Genomic DNA, 16,743 nt, shown 5'->3' on the forward strand with positions numbered 1-16,743 from the left:
GGGTCTGCGGCCACGCGCCGCCGACGGTGCTATTTGGCGGCGGCTTTCAATGCGGGGCCGGAGAATTCCGTCTCGATCAGAATTTCGACCCTGTCGCTCACGCCCATGGCGGAACCCGCCGGCGGAATGCCGTAGCTGATGCCGAACTCCGAGCGATTGAGAAATCCGCGCGCCGAAAAGCCGATGCGCGCATTGGGGTCCATCGGATGGCCCGCATAGCCGCCATTGAACGCGACATCGAGCGTCACCGGCTTCGTCACGCCATGCATGGTGAAGTCGCCCGTGACCCGCGCGCTCGTCGCGCCCGTCATCTCGATGGATGTCGATTGGAAAGTCATCTTTGGATATTTCGCCGCGTCGAGCCATTGCGCGCCGCGCAGCGCGGCGACGAAGCCCGCGGGCGGGTTGTCGCACTCGATGGACGCGGGATCGATGGTGACGGAGAGACGGGCCGCGGGCGGATTGCGCGGATCGCCTTCGAGTTTCGCGTCGTAGCGCGTGAACCGTCCGGTGAAGTAGGAGAAGCCGAGATGATCGACGCGGAAGATGATGCTCGTGTGAGACTTGTCGATCGTATAGACGCCGGCCGGAACCGGCTCGGTGGCGGCCGGGGCGGGCGCCGCGGGTGCTGCGGGCGCCGTCTCCTTCGCGGCATCGGCCGCTCGCGCAACGGAGATGTTCGCTCCGAGCGCGGCGCAGACGAATGCCGCGAGAATGATGCGCTTCATGCCGCGCTTGCCGGATTGCGCGCTGCCAGCACTCTCAAGTCCGATATCCATTTTGCCGTCTCCCCTTGGCAACTGTTCGCCGCGTCCATTGCGGCGCGCGCTCGTGCCCGAGCGGTGCCTTACGATGCTTGCTCGCAATTGATCATCCAGGGCGTGCCATAGCGATCGACCACCATGCCGTAGCGCGCGGCCCAGAATGTCTGCTGGATCGGCATGCGTACCGTGCCGCCTTCCGCCAGCGCGTGAAAGATGCGTTCCGCTTCGGCGGTCTTCTCGACATTGAGGCAGACCGATATGCCCTGCGCCTTCTCGAAATGCTCGGCCGGCGCGTCGGACCCCATCAGGATCGTATCGCCCACGACGAGACGCGCATGCATGATCTTGCCGCGCCATTCGGGCGATACTTGCTCGGCCATGGGCGAACCTTCATGCGTGAACATGGCTTCGATCCTGCCGCCCAGGCACTTCTCATAGAATCTGAAGGCTTCCTCGCATGTGCCGTCGAAATTGAGATAGGGGTTCAGTTTCATATGCGTTCCTCCCGTATAGCGATTATGGCTGAGTAAGGGGATCTGGTGCCCTTCAGAGCTTCGCCAGATAGGCGGCGAGCTGGTCCCAGCTCCCATCGGTTCCCAGTCTCATCCCTTCGAGATTTTCCACGAATGTCCCGCGCTCTTCCTCGGTTGCGTTGATGGGCACGGCGCGATCGGTGACGAGCGTCCTGCCGTCCCGCTCCTCGAACGTCGTGCTGCTCAGAAGCTCGAGCGGCCAGCTTTCGCTCAGCGGATGGCGGGTGATGCCCGCTTTTTCATCCGAAAAGGAAACGACGAAGACGATCCGTTCCGGTTCGACGATTTCGCGGTATACCCATTTGCCCCACATCGTCTCTCCCGTCGGCGCCCTCATGCCATAATGGAATATTCCGCCGGGGCGCAGATCGACCTTGCAGGCGAGCATGGCGAAGCCCGTCGGTCCCCACCATTCGTTCAGCCGCTCGCTTTCCGTGAAGGCGCGCCACACGACGTCGCGCGGCGCGTCGAACATACGTGCAAGGACGAATTCGCTCGTGGCGGCCGCGCCGCTCCTGTCGTTCGCGTTCATGCCTGTCCACCCCGTGCCCGCATGGCGCGCAGAAGATCGTCCAGCCTGTTGAAGCTGCTCGACCAGCCGCCGCGATGTCCGTCGCGCTCGGCGGTGGAGGGCAGGAATTCCTGCCGGAAGAACATCTTCGTCCTGTTGCCTTCCTCGGCAAAGGTCACGGTCACCAGTGTCTCATGGCCATGGGCGGGGTGTTCCTTGTCCCATGCGAAAGTGTAGACGAGCCGTTCCGGCGCGACGACCTCGCGGTAATGGCCGCCCTGCCAGAGATCGACGCCTCCGGCGACCGGCCGCAGGCAGGCGCGCCAGGCGCCGCCCGGCCGCACATCCATTTCGACATGGATGGCCGGATGATGGCGCGGGCCGATCCATTTTCCGAAGTGCTGCGGGTCGGTCCAGAGCCTGAAGATCAGTTCGCGCGGCGCGTCGAACAAGCGCGTGATCTCCAGCACCGTGTCGGCATCAGCCGTTGCGTCCATGCTCGTCCTCCTTCGCCTGAATTTCGCGCAGATAATCGTCAAGCCGGTCGAAGCTCTGTTCCCAGAACCGCCGGTAATGCTCGATCCACTCGGCCGCTTCCTTGAGCGCGCCGGGCGCTATCCGGCAGGGCCGCGACTGGGCATCCCGCCCGCGCGAGATGAGCCCTGCGCGCTCCAGCACCTTGAGATGTTTTGAAATGGCCGGAAGGCTCATCTCGAACGGCCTGGCAAGCTCGCTCACCGATGCTTCGCCGAGCGATAGCCGCGCGAGAATGGCCCGCCGCGTGGGGTCGGAGAGAGCCGAGAAGGTGGAGCTGAGGCGATCCGTCGACACTTTGCAATGAACCTGCTGGTTAAATAACCGATCGGTTAAATAAATCTGTCGCAGCGGCGAGTCAAGATTCGTGATGTGGCGGCGTGGAAAGGCCGGTCAGGCTCCGAGCAGCGAGCGGATGCGGGCAAGCGCCATGGCAGGCGCCGCGGCTTTCTCGCCGAGCGTTCCGATGCGTTGGGGAAGGGTCGCAATCACTTCGCGGCGGCGCGAGGCGCTCATCGCGCTCCATTGCGCGATCTCGTCGATTGTCCGTCCGCAGCCTGTGCAAAGGCGGCTTTCCGCGTCCATGACGCAGACATTGATGCAGGGTGAGGCAATCGGAGGCAGGGCCGTCACGTCATTTTCTCATTCTATGGCGGGTGCGGGCAGGGTATAGCAACGCAATCCCCCCGCCCAGCCGCTCAAGGCGAGACAAATCAAAATGACCCGCTCCATCACTGGCCTGCCTTTCGATGACATCCGCGATCTGCTTGCAGCTCTTCCTGCCGGCGACCGCGATTCCGCTGCCGCCGTTCATCTGCGCAATCGCAATCTCGTGAAGCCCGAAGGCGGTCTGGGGCGCCTCGAAGAGATCGTGGAATGGCTCGCTCGCTGGCAGGCACTGGCGAAGCCCTCGGTGCATCGCCCGCTCGTCGCGATCTTTGCCGCGACGCATGGCGTGGCGAAGCGCACGACGGGCAAGGCGTTCTGCTCGACGCGCGAGATGGTCGATATTTTCGCGGCGGGCGGCGCGGCCGTGAACCAGCTCGCGCTGGCGGCGAATGCGGGGCTCAAGGTGTTCGATCTCGCGCTCGACATGCCGACGCCGGACATTGCGGAGGAGGCCGCGCTTTCCGAGCCCGCCTGCGCGGCGACGATGGCCTTCGGCATGGAGGCGATTGCGGGGGGTACGGATCTTCTCTGCGTGGGTGCGGAGGGCGTCGGCAATGGCGCGGTCGCGGCGGCGCTCGCCTGCGCGCTTTTCGGCGGCGAGCCCGGCGACTGGACGGAGGACGCAACCGAGGCGGAAATCGTCCGCGAGGCGCTGGCGCTTCATGGCTCCGCGCTCAAGGACCCGCTCGAGGCGCTTCGCCGCGTCGGCGGGCGCGAGATTGCCGCCGTGGCCGGCGCGATCATCGCCGCGCGCTATCAGCGCATCCCCGTCCTGCTCGATGGCTTCGTCACCTGCGCCGCTGCGGCCGTGCTCCAGAAGGCCGAGCCCACGGCGATCGACCATTGCACGGCGGCGCATCGCTCCGGCAGCGCCGCCCATGACCGGCTGCTGGCCGCCCTCGGCAAGCGCCCGCTGCTCGATCTCGGCGTGAGCCTTGGCGACGGCGCGGGCGCGGCGCTCGCCATAACGATGGTGAAGACGGCCGCCGCCGCCTATGCGGGTATGACCACGCGGGTGGAGGCCGGCCTCGTCTGAGCCTTGCCTCGCCTGAATCCTGCCTCGTCGAGGCCGAGCCTGTGTCAAGCCGCCGCTTGACAGCCCGCAATGAAAATGAAATTCATTCGCAACTCATGGCCCGGGCACGGGGCTCCGGCCGGTTTGCGGATGGGCAGAAGCGATGCGAAGGACGGCCGGACTGAGAAGCCGCGGGCTCAAGGCGAAGTTTTTGACCGCGGCGGCGCTTGCCGCCCTGCTTCTTCCTGCCCAGATCGCCCCGGCTTTGGCGTCGGGGCCCGGCGGCGTTCCGGCAAGCTTCGCCTTGCCCGGCGGCGCGGCGCCGACCTATGGCGCTGCGGCAGAAATCGTCTCCTATGTCGACCTCGTGCATCGCTCCTATGAGGAGGCCTATGACAAGGCCGTGGCGATGAAATCCGCCATCGGCGCGCTGCTCGACAAGCCGAGCGAGAGCAATCTCGCCGCCGCCCGCAAGGCATGGATCGCCGCCCATGTCGCCTATTCCCGCACCGAGACTTTCCGCTTCTATGAAGGGCCGATCGACTTCGCCAAGAACGCGAAGGGCGACGAGGGGCCGGAAGGCCGCCTCAACGCCTGGCCGCTCAACGAAGCCTTCATCGATTATGTGAAGGGCAATCCGAAGGCGGGCCTCGTCAACGATCCCTCGATCCCGATCACGGTGAAGAGCATCCGCGAGCGCGATCAGGTGAGCGACGAGGCCGATGTGACGACGGGCTTCCACGCCGTCGAGTTTCTGCTCTGGGGGCAGGATTTGAGCACGAAGGGGCCGGGTGCGCGTCCGGCATCCGACTATGCCTCGGGCGACCCGATCCGCGAGCGCCGCCGCCTCTATCTCTCCACCGTGACGGACATGATCGCCGACGATCTTCTCTGGCTCACGGCGCAGTGGGATGTGCGAAACGCCAATGTCTATGCGAAGAATTTTCTCGCCTATGACCAGCGCGACGCGCTCGGCCGCATCCTGACCGGCATGGCGACGCTCGGCGCCGTCGAGCTTGCGACGGAGCGCATGAGTGTCGCGCTCGATTCCGGCGATCAGGAAGACGAACCCTCCTGCTTCAGCGATACGACGCATCTCGTCTATCGCGCCGACCAGGAGAGCATTTCCAACGTCTATTTCGGCGAGTTCGGCGGCTGGAAGGGCGCGGGGCTCCAGAGCCTCGTCGCCCGTGTCGATCCCGAACTCGACAAGCGCGTCGCGGCGCAGATCAGGAAGACGAGCGCGGCCGTCGCCGCGATCCCCGCGCCGGTGGATCGCATCCTCGCTAGCCCCAAGGGCGGCAAGGAACGCGCGACGATGGAAAAGGCGATCGCCGAACTCGAAGCCCAGAGCACGCTCTTCGTCGAAATCGGCAAGCGGCTCGGCGTCGCCGTGAACATTGCCGCGGAGTAGCCTCATCTTGGAGCCGTCGAAACTCTCATTGCTTCGCGCGGGCGCGCTTGCGGCGGGGCTCATTCTCGCCGGCGGCGCGGTCTCGCATTTCCTCAGCGCGAACCAGGCGGGAGTGGCGCAGCCGGCGGCGGTCCGCGCGATCGAGATGCCGGACCCGATGTCTCCGCCCGGAGGCGACTACACGACCGCTCTCGTGAACCGCATGGCCTTCGCACAGTCGGGGCCGAAGCTCACCACGGCGGAGCGGCGCGACTTCTTCTTCGGCAACAGGCTCTTCAATACGAACTGGACTGCGGCGCCCGGCTCCGTCGAAGCCTTTGACGGGCTTGGTCCTACCTTCAACCGCGTGTCCTGCTCGGGCTGTCACACGCGCGACGGACGCGGCCGCCCGCCGCTCAAAGCGGGCGAGACTTTCGATTCCATGCTGATCCGCCTGTCGCTGCCGGGCAGGGCCGAGGATGGCGGGCCGAAGCCGCACCCTCACTATGGCGATCAGTTCAACGACCGCGCCGTGCTCGGCGTTCCGGCCGAAGGCAAGGTCGAGATGCGGTGGGAGAGCGTGAAAGGCCGCTACGCCGACGGCACACCCTATGAGCTGCAAAGGCCGGTCTTTTCCTTCGCCGATCTCGCCTTCGGCCCGCTGGGCGATGACATCATGATCTCGCCGCGCGTCGCTCCCGCCGTGATCGGCCTCGGGCTTCTCGAATTCGTGCCCGAGAAGGACATAGTCGCGCTCGCCGATCCCGAAGACGCCGATGGCGACGGCGTTTCCGGCCGCCCGAACTGGGTCCCCGATCCCGAGACGGGCGAAAAGCGTCTCGGCCGCTTCGGATGGAAGGCGAACCAGCCGAGCCTTCGCGCGCAGGACGCGGGCGCGGCCAATGGCGATATCGGGCTCACCACCTCCATTCACCCGGTGCAGAACTGCCCGCCGGCGCAGACCGCCTGCCGGGCGGCGCCCAATGGCGGGAGCCCGGAAATCTCCGACGAGTTCCTGGCGAAGCTCGTGCATTACAACCGCACGCTTGCGGTGCCCGCGCGCCGCGCGCCCGCCGACCCGGAGGTCGTCGCCGGGAGCCGCATCTTTGCCGAGATCGGCTGCGCGGCCTGCCATAGGCCGACGCTCAGAACGGGACCGGCGGCGACGCCCATCAGCCTCGCCAACCAGACCTTCCACCCCTATACCGACCTTCTTCTCCACGATATGGGGCCGGAGCTTGCCGACGGGCGGCCGGACTTCGAGGCGAGCGGGAGCGAGTGGCGCACGCCGCCGCTCTGGGGCATCGGGCTCGTCCCTGCGGTAAATGGCCACGACCGGCTTCTGCATGACGGCCGGGCGAGGGGGGTGGCGGAGGCCATTCTCTGGCATGGCGGCGAGGCGGAGGCCGCCCGGGAGCGCTTCAAAGCCTTGAACAGCGCCGATCGCGAGCGCCTCGTCGCCTTCGTCAACTCGCTTTGAAATCGGCCGCACCCGTCCATACGTGCACAGCGAGCCGTGCGTTTCGCATCATTGCGCGGTCTTGCAACGAAGGGGTTTGCGGCTAATATCACGCCCAAAAATGGCGGTCCGCGCGTTGCTGCAGCGGTCCTTCCGCACGTAAATTCGGTAGCCGCGTTTCACCGCGTTCGAGCCTGCCGATCAGGAGGAACATTCGATGGATATGAGCTTCTCGCCGGAGGATCTCGCGTTTCGGGACGAAGTCCGCACCTTCATTGCGGAAAATTATCCGAAAGACCTGAAGTCACGGCGCACGCGCGGCGAGATGACGAAGGAAGAAATCCTTACCTGGCACCGCATCCTCTACAAGAAGGGCTGGGTCGCGCCGCATTGGCCGGTCGAGTATGGCGGCGCGGGCTGGTCGATCACCCAGCGCTATATCTGGAACGAGGAGAATGCGCGCGCCGAGACGCAGCCGCTGCTTCCCTTCGGCCTCGCCATGGTCGGCCCGGTGATCTTCAATTACGGCAACGAGGCGCAGAAGAAGCGCTTCCTGCCGGGCATCCTCTCGGGAGACGACTGGTGGTGCCAGGGCTATTCGGAGCCGGGCGCCGGTTCCGATCTCGCCGGCCTCAAGACCCGCGCCGTGCGCGAGGGCGATCACTACATCGTCAACGGCCACAAGATCTGGACGACGCTTGCCCAGTTCGCGGACTGGATGTTCTGCCTCGTCCGCACCGACCCGAATGCGAAGGCGCAGGAGGGCATCTCCTTCCTTCTCATCGACATGAAGACGCCCGGCATCACCGTGCGGCCGATCATCACCATGGACGGCGCGCATGAGGTGAACGAGGTCTTCCTCGAAGACGTGAAGGTGCCGGCCGAGAACCTCATCGGCGAGGAGAACAAGGGCTGGACCTACGCGAAGTTCCTGCTTGGCAACGAGCGCTCGGGCATTGCGGGCGTCTCGCGCTCCAAGAAGGCGATCGAGCGGCTGAAGTCGATCGCCGCCGCCGAGCTTGTCGATGGCGCGCCGCTCATCAAGACCGATGAATTCTCGCGCAAGGTCGCGGAACTCGAGATCGACCTCGCCGCGCTGGAAGTGACCGAGCTTCGCACGCTCGCCGCCGAGAGCCGGGGACGCGGTCCGGGGCCCGAAGCCTCGATCCTCAAGATCAAGGGCACCGAGATCCAGCAGCGCATCACCGAGCTCACGCTCGAGGCGGTCGGCAACTACGCTTTCGTTCAGACGCCGACGGGTGAGCTGTCAGGCAACGAGTTCGTCGCCGGTCCGGACTATTCGCATGGTTCCGCCCAGAACTACTTCAACATGCGCAAGACCTCGATCTATGGCGGCTCGAACGAGATCCAGCACAATATCATTGCAAAAATGGTGCTTGGCCTTTGACCGGCCGAACGCGCCTCATAGAAACCAGCACATAACGGGAAGGGCTAGACATGGATTTTTCGTTCACCGAAGAGCAGACCCTGCTTCGCAACACGGTGCAGAGCTTGCTCGCCGACAAATATGACTTCGACACGCGCCGCAAGATCGTGAAGTCCGCGGAGGGCTGGAGCCCGGAGATGTGGAAGCAGTTCGCCGAACTCGGCCTGCTCGCCGCGCCGTTCTCCGAAGAGCTGGGCGGCCTTGGAGGCGGCTCCATCGAGACGATGATCCTGATGGAAGAGTTCGGCCGTCACCTCGTCGTCGAGCCCTTCGTCGAGACGGTGGTGCTGGCGGGCGGCTTCCTTCGTGAAGGCGGCAGCAAGGAACAGCAGGAAGCGCATATTCCGGGCATCATCGGCGGCGAGACGGTCTGGGCCTTCGCCTATGCCGAGCCGCAGGGCCGCTACAATCTCGCCGATCTCGCCACCACGGCGAAGAAGGACGGCGCGGGCTATGTCATCAATGGCTACAAGGCCGTCGTCCTCGGCGCGCCCTGGGCGCAGAAGCTGATCATCACCGCGCGGACCTCGGGCGGCCAGCGCGACCGCGACGGCGTTTCGATCTTCATCGTCGACAAGAACGCCCCCGGCGTTTCGACGCGCGATTATCCGACGGTCGATGGCCGCCGCGCCTCCGAGATCACCTTCGAGAATGTGAAAGTCGGCGCCGACGCGCTGATCGGCGCGGAAGGCAAGGGCCTGCCGCTGGTCGAGAAGATCACCGACGAAGCCATCGCGGCGCTCTCCGCCGAAGCGGTCGGCTGCATGGGCGAGCTCAACAAGGCGACCGTCGAATACTGCAAGACGCGCAAGCAGTTTGGCGTGCCGATCGGCAAGTTCCAGGTGCTCCAGCACCGCATGGTCGACATGTTCATGGCTTATGAGCAGTCCGTCTCCATGACCTACATGGTCAATCTGAAGCTGACGGAAGGCGAGGCCGAGCGCGTGAAGGCAGCCGCCGGCGCCAAGGTGCAGATCGGCAAGGCGGGCCGTTTCGTCGGCCAGCAGTCCGTACAGCTTCATGGCGGCATGGGCATGACCGACGAGCTCAATGTCGGCCACTATTTCAAGCGCCTGACGATGATCGACACCCAGTTCGGCAATGTCGACCACCAGCTGAAGCGCTACGCGCAGGCTGCCTGAGCGGCGAGCCGCACCGGACAGGAAAAGAGGCCGTGGATTATCTCCACGGCCTTTTTGTTTGCGTCGTCGCGATTGGGGCCATGCCGGCGCGATCAGGCCGATTTGCGGCCCGATGTCAGGTCGAGCTGGCGCGAGCAGAGGCGCGAGGCAGGGAAGACCGCTTCGGCATGAGTGCCTTCACCGAGCTTGCTCTTCAGCTCGAAGCGTCCGCCATGCACCGAGATGAGGCCCCGCACGATTGAAAGGCCGAGGCCCGAGCCCTTGCCCGGCTGTGCGATGCCGGCCGCGCCCTGCGTGAAGGCATCCATCACGCGCTCGATCTCGCTCTCGGCAATGCCCACGCCCTGGTCGCGGACGCCGAAGCGCAGATCTCCATTGGGCTCGAGCCGGGCGAAGATCGTGACCGTCGTATTCGCCGGGGAGAATTTGATCGCATTGGTGAGCAGGTTGATCCATGTCTGCCGTATGGCGCGGGCATCGGCCCGGAGCATCGGCAGGTCGTGCTCGAATTCCTCGCGGATCGCGACGCGCTGCGCCTGAGCGCGAATTTCGAGCAGGCGGCGGGATTCCTCCGCGATCTGCACGATGTCGAGGTCTTCTTCGTAAATCTGGAACCGCCCCGCCTCGATGCGCGACAGATCGAGAATGTCGTTGATGAGGCCGAGCAGATGCTGTCCCGACACGTTGATGTCGTTGGAATATTCCTTGTAGACCGGCTTCGAGTGCTGCCCGAAGATTTCGGAAGCCATCACTTCCGAAAAACCGATGATCGCGTTGAGCGGCGTTCGCAGCTCGTGGCTCATATTGGCGAGGAAATTCGACTTGGCCCTGTTGGCCTCCTCGGCGCGGGCGCGGGCCGCATCCGATTCACGCTTCGCGCGAAAGAGCTGCTCAATGAGCGCGTTCTTGTCCGATTGCAGATTGAGCGCGCGCGCCATCGCGCCGTTGACCTGATGCGCGAGGCGGATAAGCACCACCGAGAACGCGGCGAGCGCGACCATGACGGCGATATAAAGCAGATCATCATAGGCCATGAGACGCAGTTCCAGCGCGATCATCAGGGGAAGGATCGCGCGATGGAACGCGGGCGCATAGGAGATCGTGACGAGGGTCATGGGGGCGATGGCGATCGCCATCGACGTGATGAGAAAATGTTGGTGGATGGGGCTGTCTGGCGCCCAGAAGAAGTAGAGCGAACTCGCGCAGATGAGCGACAGGAGCAAAGTCAGAAAGCGGAACAGCTTCGCCCATTTCTCGACATCGCCGAGCGGCACATCCATGGCGAGGAAGCGGCGCACGAGATACTGGTTGATCACGTGGAGCGTCAGTATGGCCGCGAGCCAGCCTGCAAGCGTGGGCCAGGCGACGACGCCCCCAAAGCAGGAGACGAAGGCGATGACGAGCAGCGGAAAGCCGACCGGGATGATGGTCTGCGGCTGAAGGAAGGATCGCAACTGGGCGAGATGAGCCTCGCTCGACAGCGCGGTGTGATGGCCGGAGAGCGCAGTCGTCGCATATGCGATCAGCTTCTGGCGCAGGCCGTCAGCAGCCGAACTCGCGGGAGCGTCTTTTCTGCTCGCGCCGCGGCTGGATTTCCGCAACGCGCTTGCCCATTCCATGCGTATCTGCCCTGTCGATGCGGAAGGAAGAAGCGCCTCCATCCGCCAGCCGTCGAATCTCCGGCTTTCCGTTGGGGCGCAGGGTCGGCTAAAATTCTTAACAAGGCTTTCCGACTCTTGGTTAAAGCCAATAAATCCGGGAGGGAGTTTCAGTGAAATTCGTCGCCATCCATAAGTGGCGCGTGCCCGTCGGGACGCGCCCGCAACAAGGAGTCCTTTAAATGAGCGATGCGTTGATCTTTGAGAAAAAGGGTCATGTCGTGACCCTGACGATCAACCGACCGGAAATCCGCAATCCGCTGGGTGCTGCCGATGATCCGGAGAACTTCTCGGCCGCCGCGGCACGCATCAATGCCGACCGCGATGTTCGCTGCGTCATCCTTACCGGAGCCGGCAAGGCATTTTCGGCGGGTGGCAACGTCAAGGCGATGCGCGAAGGGGGAGAGGGGTTCGGTGGCCCCGGCACGCATATTCGCGAGCGCTACCGCAACGGCATCCACCGCATCGTCCGCTCCGTCTGGGGCATCGAGGTGCCGGTGATCGCCGCCGTCAACGGGCCGGCCATCGGCCTCGGCAATGACGTCGCCTGCCTTTGCGATACGCGCATCGCCTCGAGCAGCGCGATCTTCGGCGCGACCTTCCTCAAGATCGGCCTCGTGCCCGGCGATGGCGGCGCATGGCTCCTGCCGCGCATCATCGGCATGGCCCGCGCCTCGGAGCTTCTCTACACGGGCGATACGATCGACGCGAACACCGCCCGCGAATGGGGCCTCGTGTCCGAGGTCGTGGCGGCCGACGAGCTGATGCCGCGCGCCCAGGCCCTTGCCGAAAAGATCTGCGGTCAGGCGCCTGACGTGCTCCGCATGACCAAGCAGCTCCTCAGGCAGGGCATGATGACGAGCTTCGACAACATCATGGAGCTTTCGGCCTCCATGCAGGCGCTCGCTCACCATAGTGCCGATCACAGGGAGGCGCTGGACGCCTTCTTCGAGAAGCGCGCGCCCAATTACAAGGGCGAGTGAGCTGTTCATCCCTGAACGGGGAGGGGGGATCAGGGCCGTTGATGAGACGGCCCGATCCTCCTAAAGTCCGGGTCAACCAGACAATATGACAGGGAGCCTGAGATGAGCACCATCGGCGTCGTCGCCACGATCAATGTGCAGCCCGGCAAGGAAGCCGAGTTCGAGCGGATCTTCTCCGATCTGCGTGCCAAGGTGCGGGCCAATGAGGCCGGCAACCTTCAGTATGATTTCTTCAAGGTGAAGGACCAGCCGACCTATGTCGTCTTCGAGCAGTATGCCTCGCAGGATGCGCTGGCGGCGCATGGCGCGTCGGAGCATTTCAAGGCTGCGGGCCCCGCGCTTGGCGGCGTGCTCGCCGGGCGTCCCACTATCCAGTATCTCTCCAAGGTCGAGTGAGAAACCATGGATCTGAGCTTCAGCAAGGAAGATGAAGCCTTCCGCCTCGAAGTGCGGAAATTCATCGAGGAAAACTACACCGCCGACATTCGCGCCAAGCAGGCCCGTTCGAAGCATGGCTATATCGACAAGGAAAGCCATGTGAAGTGGCAGAAGGCGCTGGCGAAGAAGGGCTGGCTCGCGCCGAACTGGCCGCAGGAATATGGCGGGCCGGGCTTCACCCGTTCGCAGAAATATATCTTCGACGTGGAGATGGGGCGCGCCGGCGTTCCGCACACGGTCCCCTTCGGTCCGACCATGGTGGCGCCCGTCATCATGAAGTTCGGCACGCCGGAGCAGAAGAAGCGCTTCCTGCCGGATATTCTCGAAACCAACGTGCTCTGGTGCCAGGGCTATTCGGAGCCGGGTTCGGGCTCGGACCTCGCCTCGCTCCAGACCAAGGCCGAGAACAAGGGCGACCACTACCTCGTCAACGGTTCGAAGATCTGGACCTCGGTGGCGCAGTGGGCGGACTGGATCTTCTGCCTCGTGCGGACCTCGAAGGAGGGCCGGCCGCAGGAAGGCATTTCGTTCCTGCTCATCGACATGAAGACGCCGGGCATCAAGGTCGAGCCGCTGGTGCTGCTCGACGGCACGCCCGCGCCGCATCAGGAAGTGAACCAGGTCTTCTTCACCGATGTGAAGGTTCCCATCGAGAACCGCATTGGCGAGGAGAACAAGGGCTGGACCTACGCCAAGTATCTGCTCGAGTTCGAGCGCGGCAATCCCTATTCGGCGGGCCTCTACCGCGCGCTGAACAAGGTGAAGAAGATGGCGAAGGAAACGCAGATCGACGGTCATTCGCTGGCCGAAGATCCGGCGTTCCAAGCGCAGATCGCCGATCTCGAGGCGCAGATCACGGCGATGGAATTCACCGAGCTTCGCATCTTCTCGGCGCTGTCGACGGGCGGCAATGTCGGCCCTGAAAGCTCGCTCCTGAAGTGCCGCGGCACCGAGTTGCAGCAGGCCGTCTCGCAGCTCGCCGTCGAGGTGCTCGGCAACTATACGCTGCCCTTCGTTGAGGACGGTCTTGCCGAGACGAACCAGCCGGATGTCGGCCCCACCAACGCCTTCACGGTTGCGCCTTACTACTTCTCGCTCCGCAAGGCTTCGATCTATGCGGGCTCGAACGAGGTTCAGCGCAATATCATGGCGAAGGCCGTGCTCGGGCTTTGAGCGCCGCAGCCGACAAAGTGACGATCAGAATGGCGAGCGCCGGAGACATTCCGGCGCTCGCTCGCGTTTGGCACGACGCATGGCATTCGAGCCATGCGACGCTTGATCCCGATGTCGCCGCGCGCCGCCCCTTGCGCTTCTTCGAGGAGCGCATCGGAACGGCCATCGGCCATTGCGCCGCGGCCTGCGTCGAGGGCGAGGTCGTCGGCTTCTCGAGCTGGGAGGGGGGCGGCATCGCACAGGTCTTCGTGCTGCCCGCATGGCACGGGCGGGGCGTCGCGGCGCTTGTGCTCGACGCGGCCGAGAAGGCGCTTGCCGCGGAAGGACATTCCCGCATCTGGCTTCAGTGCCGCAAGGGCAACGATCGCGCCCGCGCCTTCTACGAAAAGCATGGCTGGGCAGTCATGCGCGAGGACGATCACAGCCTCGGCCATATGGAGGGGCGAAAGCCCGTCATCGTCTGGCGGCTCGAAAAGCGGCTCCAATGAAAAAGGAGAGCCTTTCGGCTCTCCTTCTCAATTCGTCTCTCTCGAAAGCGGCAATTACTTGCCGCCGGTCGCCAGCTTGAAGAACTTGCCGGTCTGCTCGCCACCCATGAAGTGCGGCGCGGCATTCGAGAAGTCGGTGATCTTCGCCCAGTTCTCGGCCACCTTCTCGGCGGTGAGACCCTCGCGGCCGAGGAAGACGCCTTCCGATTCCTCGATGCGCGCAGCGGCGAAAACGCCCGCGCCCGCGCAGAGGATCATGCCTGTCGGCGCATCTTCCGACACGAGATACATGACGCCCGGCGTCACCGCTTCCGGCGTCAGCATCTGTTCGGCTTCCGGCGGCATGAGGTCCGAGGTCATGCGCGTATAGGCGACAGGCGCGAGCGCGTTGCAGCGGATATTGTCCTTCTGGCCCTCGAGCTTCAGCGTGTTGATGAAGCCGACGACGCCGAGCTTCGCCGCGCCGTAATTGGTCTGGCCGAAATTGCCATAGAGGCCGGTCGAGGAGGTCGTGACCATGATGCGGCCATAGCCCTGATCCTTCATGATCTGCCAGACGGCCTTGGTCGGCTTCACCGTGCCCATGAGGTGCACATCGACGACGAGCTGGAAGTCGGAAACCTCCATCTTCGCGAACGACTTGTCGCGCAGGATGCCGGCATTGTTGATCAGGATGTCGATGCGGCCGAAAGCGTCCATGGTCTGCTTGACCATGTTGGCGACGCCGGCATCGTCGGTCACGCTCGAGCCGTTGGCGATCGCTTCGCCGCCCAGAGCCTTGATTTCGTCGACGACCTTGTTCGCCGCGTCCGACGAGCCGCCCGAGCCGTCGCGCGCGCCGCCGAGATCGTTGACGACGACCTTCGCGCCGCGGCGGGCGAGTTCCAGCGCATGGCTCCGGCCGAGGCCGCCGCCCGCGCCGGTCACAATGGCGACCTTGCCGTCAAAACGAATGCTCATGGGTCTGATCTCCCGTCAGGTGTTGTGAAAGGGCTCGCCCCGGATGAGGGCGGCCGCGCGGCACCCGTCTGGACCGGGGCCGGGTTCGGGGGTGACTTTGTGCACAATGCCCGGTAAAGGGTCAAGGGAATGAGAGGCGGTCCGGCGGGGGGCGGGCCCCTCCGGCGTTCCACAGGCCCGGCCCCCCTTGGATGGGCCGCCTGCCGAATATTCCGCCGGAGTTCTCATGTCCCTGGCCTCCCTGCAAAGCGCTCTCGGCATCGCCGTCATCGTCGCGATGGCATGGGCGCTGAGCGAGCGCCGCGCCGCCTTTTCGCTGCGGCAGGTCGCGGTCGGGATCGGCCTTCAGATCGGGATCGCGCTGCTCCTGCTGAAGCTGCCCGTGGCTCGCGCCGGACTTCTCGCGCTCAACGATGCGGTCGATGCGCTGACCGAGGCGACGCGGGCCGGAACTGGCTTCGTCTTCGGGTATCTCGGCGGCGGCCCGGCGCCCTTCGAGATCACGAACCCGGCCAATGCCTTCGTGCTCGGATTTCAGGCCCTGCCGCTCGTCCTCGTCATGTCGGCGCTCTCGGCGCTGCTCTGGCACTGGCGCGTGCTGCCTGCCATCACGCGAGGCTTCGCCTTCCTGCTTCAGAAGAGCATGGGGATCGGCGGGGCGGTGGGGCTCGCCTCCGCCTCCACCATGTTCGTCGGCATGGTCGAGGCGCCGCTCCTGATCCGGCCCTATCTCGAGCGGCTGACGCGCGCCGAGCTCTTCATGATGATGTCGGTGGGGCTTGCCTCCGTTTCCGGCACGGTGCTGGTGCTTTACGCAAGCGTGCTCGATGCCGTCGTGCCCGGCGCGCTCGGGCAGATCCTCATCGCCTCGCTGATCTCGCTTCCCGCAGGCATCACGCTTGCCCGCCTCATGGTGCCCGAGGAAAAGGGCTTCACGGGCACGGGCGTCGCCGGCGATCAGCCGCTCATCGACTATGAAAGCAGCATGGATGCGGTGACGCGCGGCACGGTGGACGGGCTCCATCTGCTCCTCAACATTCTCGCCATGCTCGTCGTCATGGTGGCGCTGGTCGCGCTGGTCAACATCATGCTCGCCGCGCTTCCCGACCTCTGGGGCGCGCCGCTCACGCTTCAGCGCATGATGGGCTGGGCCTTCTCGCCGCTCGTCTGGCTCATGGGCGTACCCGCCGCCGAGATGCAGACGGCGGGGCAACTCATGGGAACGAAGACCATCCTCAACGAGTTCCTCGCCTATATCGAGCTTGCGCAACTGCCGCCGGGCACGCTGAGCCCGCGCTCCTCGCTCATCATGGTCTATGCGATGTGCGGCTTCGCCAATCTCGGCAGCGTGGGGATTCTCATCGGCGGGCTGACGGCGCTGGCGCCCGCCCGGCGCTCCGACATCGTGGCGCTCGGCACGCGCGCCATCGTCTCGGGCACGCTCGCGACCTCCATGACGGGCGCGGTGATCGGCCTCATCGCCTGAGCGCATGAGGATTTGACGGCGGCGCCCATGGGGTACGGTCCGGGCGCCGCCGTCCGCGCCTCGCTCCCGCACCCGAATGAGACGAGGAGG

The 16,743-nt window shown here is 64.8% G+C and carries 18 protein-coding genes; 10 read left to right on the plus strand and 8 right to left on the minus strand.

What is annotated here, in order from left to right; genetic code table 11:
* Positions 1 to 29 precede the first annotated feature (29 nt).
* The 6 genes from WBG82_RS15180 to WBG82_RS15205 all read right to left on the minus strand — a co-directional run bounded on the left by WBG82_RS15180 (position 30) and on the right by WBG82_RS15205 (position 2,975).
* The gene (locus WBG82_RS15180; protein ID WP_424425644.1) at positions 30 to 779 is read right to left on the minus strand and encodes a YceI family protein; all 750 of its coding nucleotides are present in this window, start codon (positions 777 to 779) and stop codon (positions 30 to 32) included.
* A gap of 68 nt (positions 780 to 847) precedes the next feature.
* A complete protein-coding gene (locus tag WBG82_RS15185) occupies positions 848 to 1,258 on the minus strand; it encodes a VOC family protein (protein ID WP_424425646.1) in 411 nt (136 codons plus the stop codon).
* A 52-nt stretch (positions 1,259 to 1,310) separates the two neighbouring features.
* Positions 1,311 to 1,829, minus strand: a complete 519-nt coding sequence (locus WBG82_RS15190) for an SRPBCC domain-containing protein (RefSeq protein ID WP_424425648.1) — start codon at positions 1,827 to 1,829, stop codon at positions 1,311 to 1,313.
* Positions 1,826 to 2,305, minus strand: a complete 480-nt coding sequence (locus WBG82_RS15195; RefSeq protein WP_424425650.1) for an SRPBCC domain-containing protein — start codon at positions 2,303 to 2,305, stop codon at positions 1,826 to 1,828. The genes WBG82_RS15190 and WBG82_RS15195 overlap by 4 nt, the downstream gene beginning before the upstream one ends.
* The gene (locus WBG82_RS15200) at positions 2,289 to 2,639 is read right to left on the minus strand and encodes an ArsR/SmtB family transcription factor (RefSeq protein ID WP_424425652.1); all 351 of its coding nucleotides are present in this window, start codon (positions 2,637 to 2,639) and stop codon (positions 2,289 to 2,291) included. The genes WBG82_RS15195 and WBG82_RS15200 overlap by 17 nt, the downstream gene beginning before the upstream one ends.
* Before the next feature lie 96 nt (positions 2,640 to 2,735).
* Positions 2,736 to 2,975, minus strand: coding sequence for a DUF1289 domain-containing protein (locus tag WBG82_RS15205; protein ID WP_424425654.1), 240 nt, complete (start codon positions 2,973 to 2,975; stop codon positions 2,736 to 2,738).
* A gap of 85 nt (positions 2,976 to 3,060) precedes the next feature.
* Between WBG82_RS15205 and WBG82_RS15210 the strand changes: the two genes are divergently transcribed.
* From WBG82_RS15210 to WBG82_RS15230, 5 genes are all read left to right on the plus strand, one after another.
* On the plus strand, positions 3,061 to 4,047 hold the full coding sequence (locus tag WBG82_RS15210) for a nicotinate-nucleotide--dimethylbenzimidazole phosphoribosyltransferase (RefSeq protein ID WP_424425655.1): 987 nt from the start codon (positions 3,061 to 3,063) through the stop codon (positions 4,045 to 4,047).
* A 190-nt stretch (positions 4,048 to 4,237) separates the two neighbouring features.
* A complete protein-coding gene (locus WBG82_RS15215; RefSeq protein ID WP_424425657.1) occupies positions 4,238 to 5,440 on the plus strand; it encodes an imelysin family protein in 1,203 nt (400 codons plus the stop codon).
* A 7-nt stretch (positions 5,441 to 5,447) separates the two neighbouring features.
* Positions 5,448 to 6,899, plus strand: a complete 1,452-nt coding sequence (locus WBG82_RS15220; RefSeq protein ID WP_424425658.1) for a di-heme oxidoredictase family protein — start codon at positions 5,448 to 5,450, stop codon at positions 6,897 to 6,899.
* Positions 6,900 to 7,095: 196 nt separating this feature from the next.
* Positions 7,096 to 8,286 (plus strand): acyl-CoA dehydrogenase family protein, encoded by a 1,191-nt coding sequence (locus WBG82_RS15225; RefSeq protein WP_424425660.1) that lies wholly within the window; start codon positions 7,096 to 7,098, stop codon positions 8,284 to 8,286.
* A gap of 50 nt (positions 8,287 to 8,336) precedes the next feature.
* Complete coding sequence (locus WBG82_RS15230) at positions 8,337 to 9,467, plus strand: acyl-CoA dehydrogenase family protein (protein ID WP_424425662.1); 1,131 nt, start codon at positions 8,337 to 8,339, stop codon at positions 9,465 to 9,467.
* A gap of 92 nt (positions 9,468 to 9,559) precedes the next feature.
* Here the strand turns inward: WBG82_RS15230 and WBG82_RS15235 are convergent, their stop codons facing one another.
* Complete coding sequence (locus WBG82_RS15235; protein WP_424425664.1) at positions 9,560 to 11,086, minus strand: sensor histidine kinase; 1,527 nt, start codon at positions 11,084 to 11,086, stop codon at positions 9,560 to 9,562.
* 221 nt (positions 11,087 to 11,307) lie between these two features.
* Here WBG82_RS15235 and WBG82_RS15240 point away from each other — a divergent pair, with 221 nt between their 5' ends.
* From WBG82_RS15240 to WBG82_RS15255, 4 genes are all read left to right on the plus strand, one after another.
* A complete protein-coding gene (locus WBG82_RS15240; RefSeq protein WP_424425666.1) occupies positions 11,308 to 12,108 on the plus strand; it encodes a crotonase/enoyl-CoA hydratase family protein in 801 nt (266 codons plus the stop codon).
* Between the two features lie 102 nt (positions 12,109 to 12,210).
* A complete protein-coding gene (locus WBG82_RS15245) occupies positions 12,211 to 12,504 on the plus strand; it encodes a putative quinol monooxygenase (protein WP_324297921.1) in 294 nt (97 codons plus the stop codon).
* A gap of 6 nt (positions 12,505 to 12,510) precedes the next feature.
* Positions 12,511 to 13,719 carry an acyl-CoA dehydrogenase family protein gene (locus WBG82_RS15250; protein WP_424425668.1) on the plus strand — a complete coding sequence of 403 codons (1,209 nt, stop codon included), beginning with the start codon at positions 12,511 to 12,513 and terminating at the stop codon, positions 13,717 to 13,719.
* A 29-nt stretch (positions 13,720 to 13,748) separates the two neighbouring features.
* A complete protein-coding gene (locus WBG82_RS15255; protein ID WP_424425670.1) occupies positions 13,749 to 14,207 on the plus strand; it encodes an N-acetyltransferase family protein in 459 nt (152 codons plus the stop codon).
* 54 nt (positions 14,208 to 14,261) lie between these two features.
* Here the strand turns inward: WBG82_RS15255 and WBG82_RS15260 are convergent, their stop codons facing one another.
* On the minus strand, positions 14,262 to 15,167 hold the full coding sequence (locus WBG82_RS15260; RefSeq protein WP_424425672.1) for an SDR family oxidoreductase: 906 nt from the start codon (positions 15,165 to 15,167) through the stop codon (positions 14,262 to 14,264).
* A 232-nt stretch (positions 15,168 to 15,399) separates the two neighbouring features.
* On the opposite strand from WBG82_RS15260, the gene WBG82_RS15265 reads away from it, so the two are divergent.
* On the plus strand, positions 15,400 to 16,653 hold the full coding sequence (locus WBG82_RS15265; protein ID WP_424425693.1) for a NupC/NupG family nucleoside CNT transporter: 1,254 nt from the start codon (positions 15,400 to 15,402) through the stop codon (positions 16,651 to 16,653).
* Positions 16,654 to 16,743: the final 90 nt, after the last annotated feature.

Origin of the sequence: Parvibaculum sp. (assembly GCF_049671045.1) — a bacterium.
In the GTDB taxonomy this organism is placed as follows: domain Bacteria; phylum Pseudomonadota; class Alphaproteobacteria; order Parvibaculales; family Parvibaculaceae; genus Parvibaculum.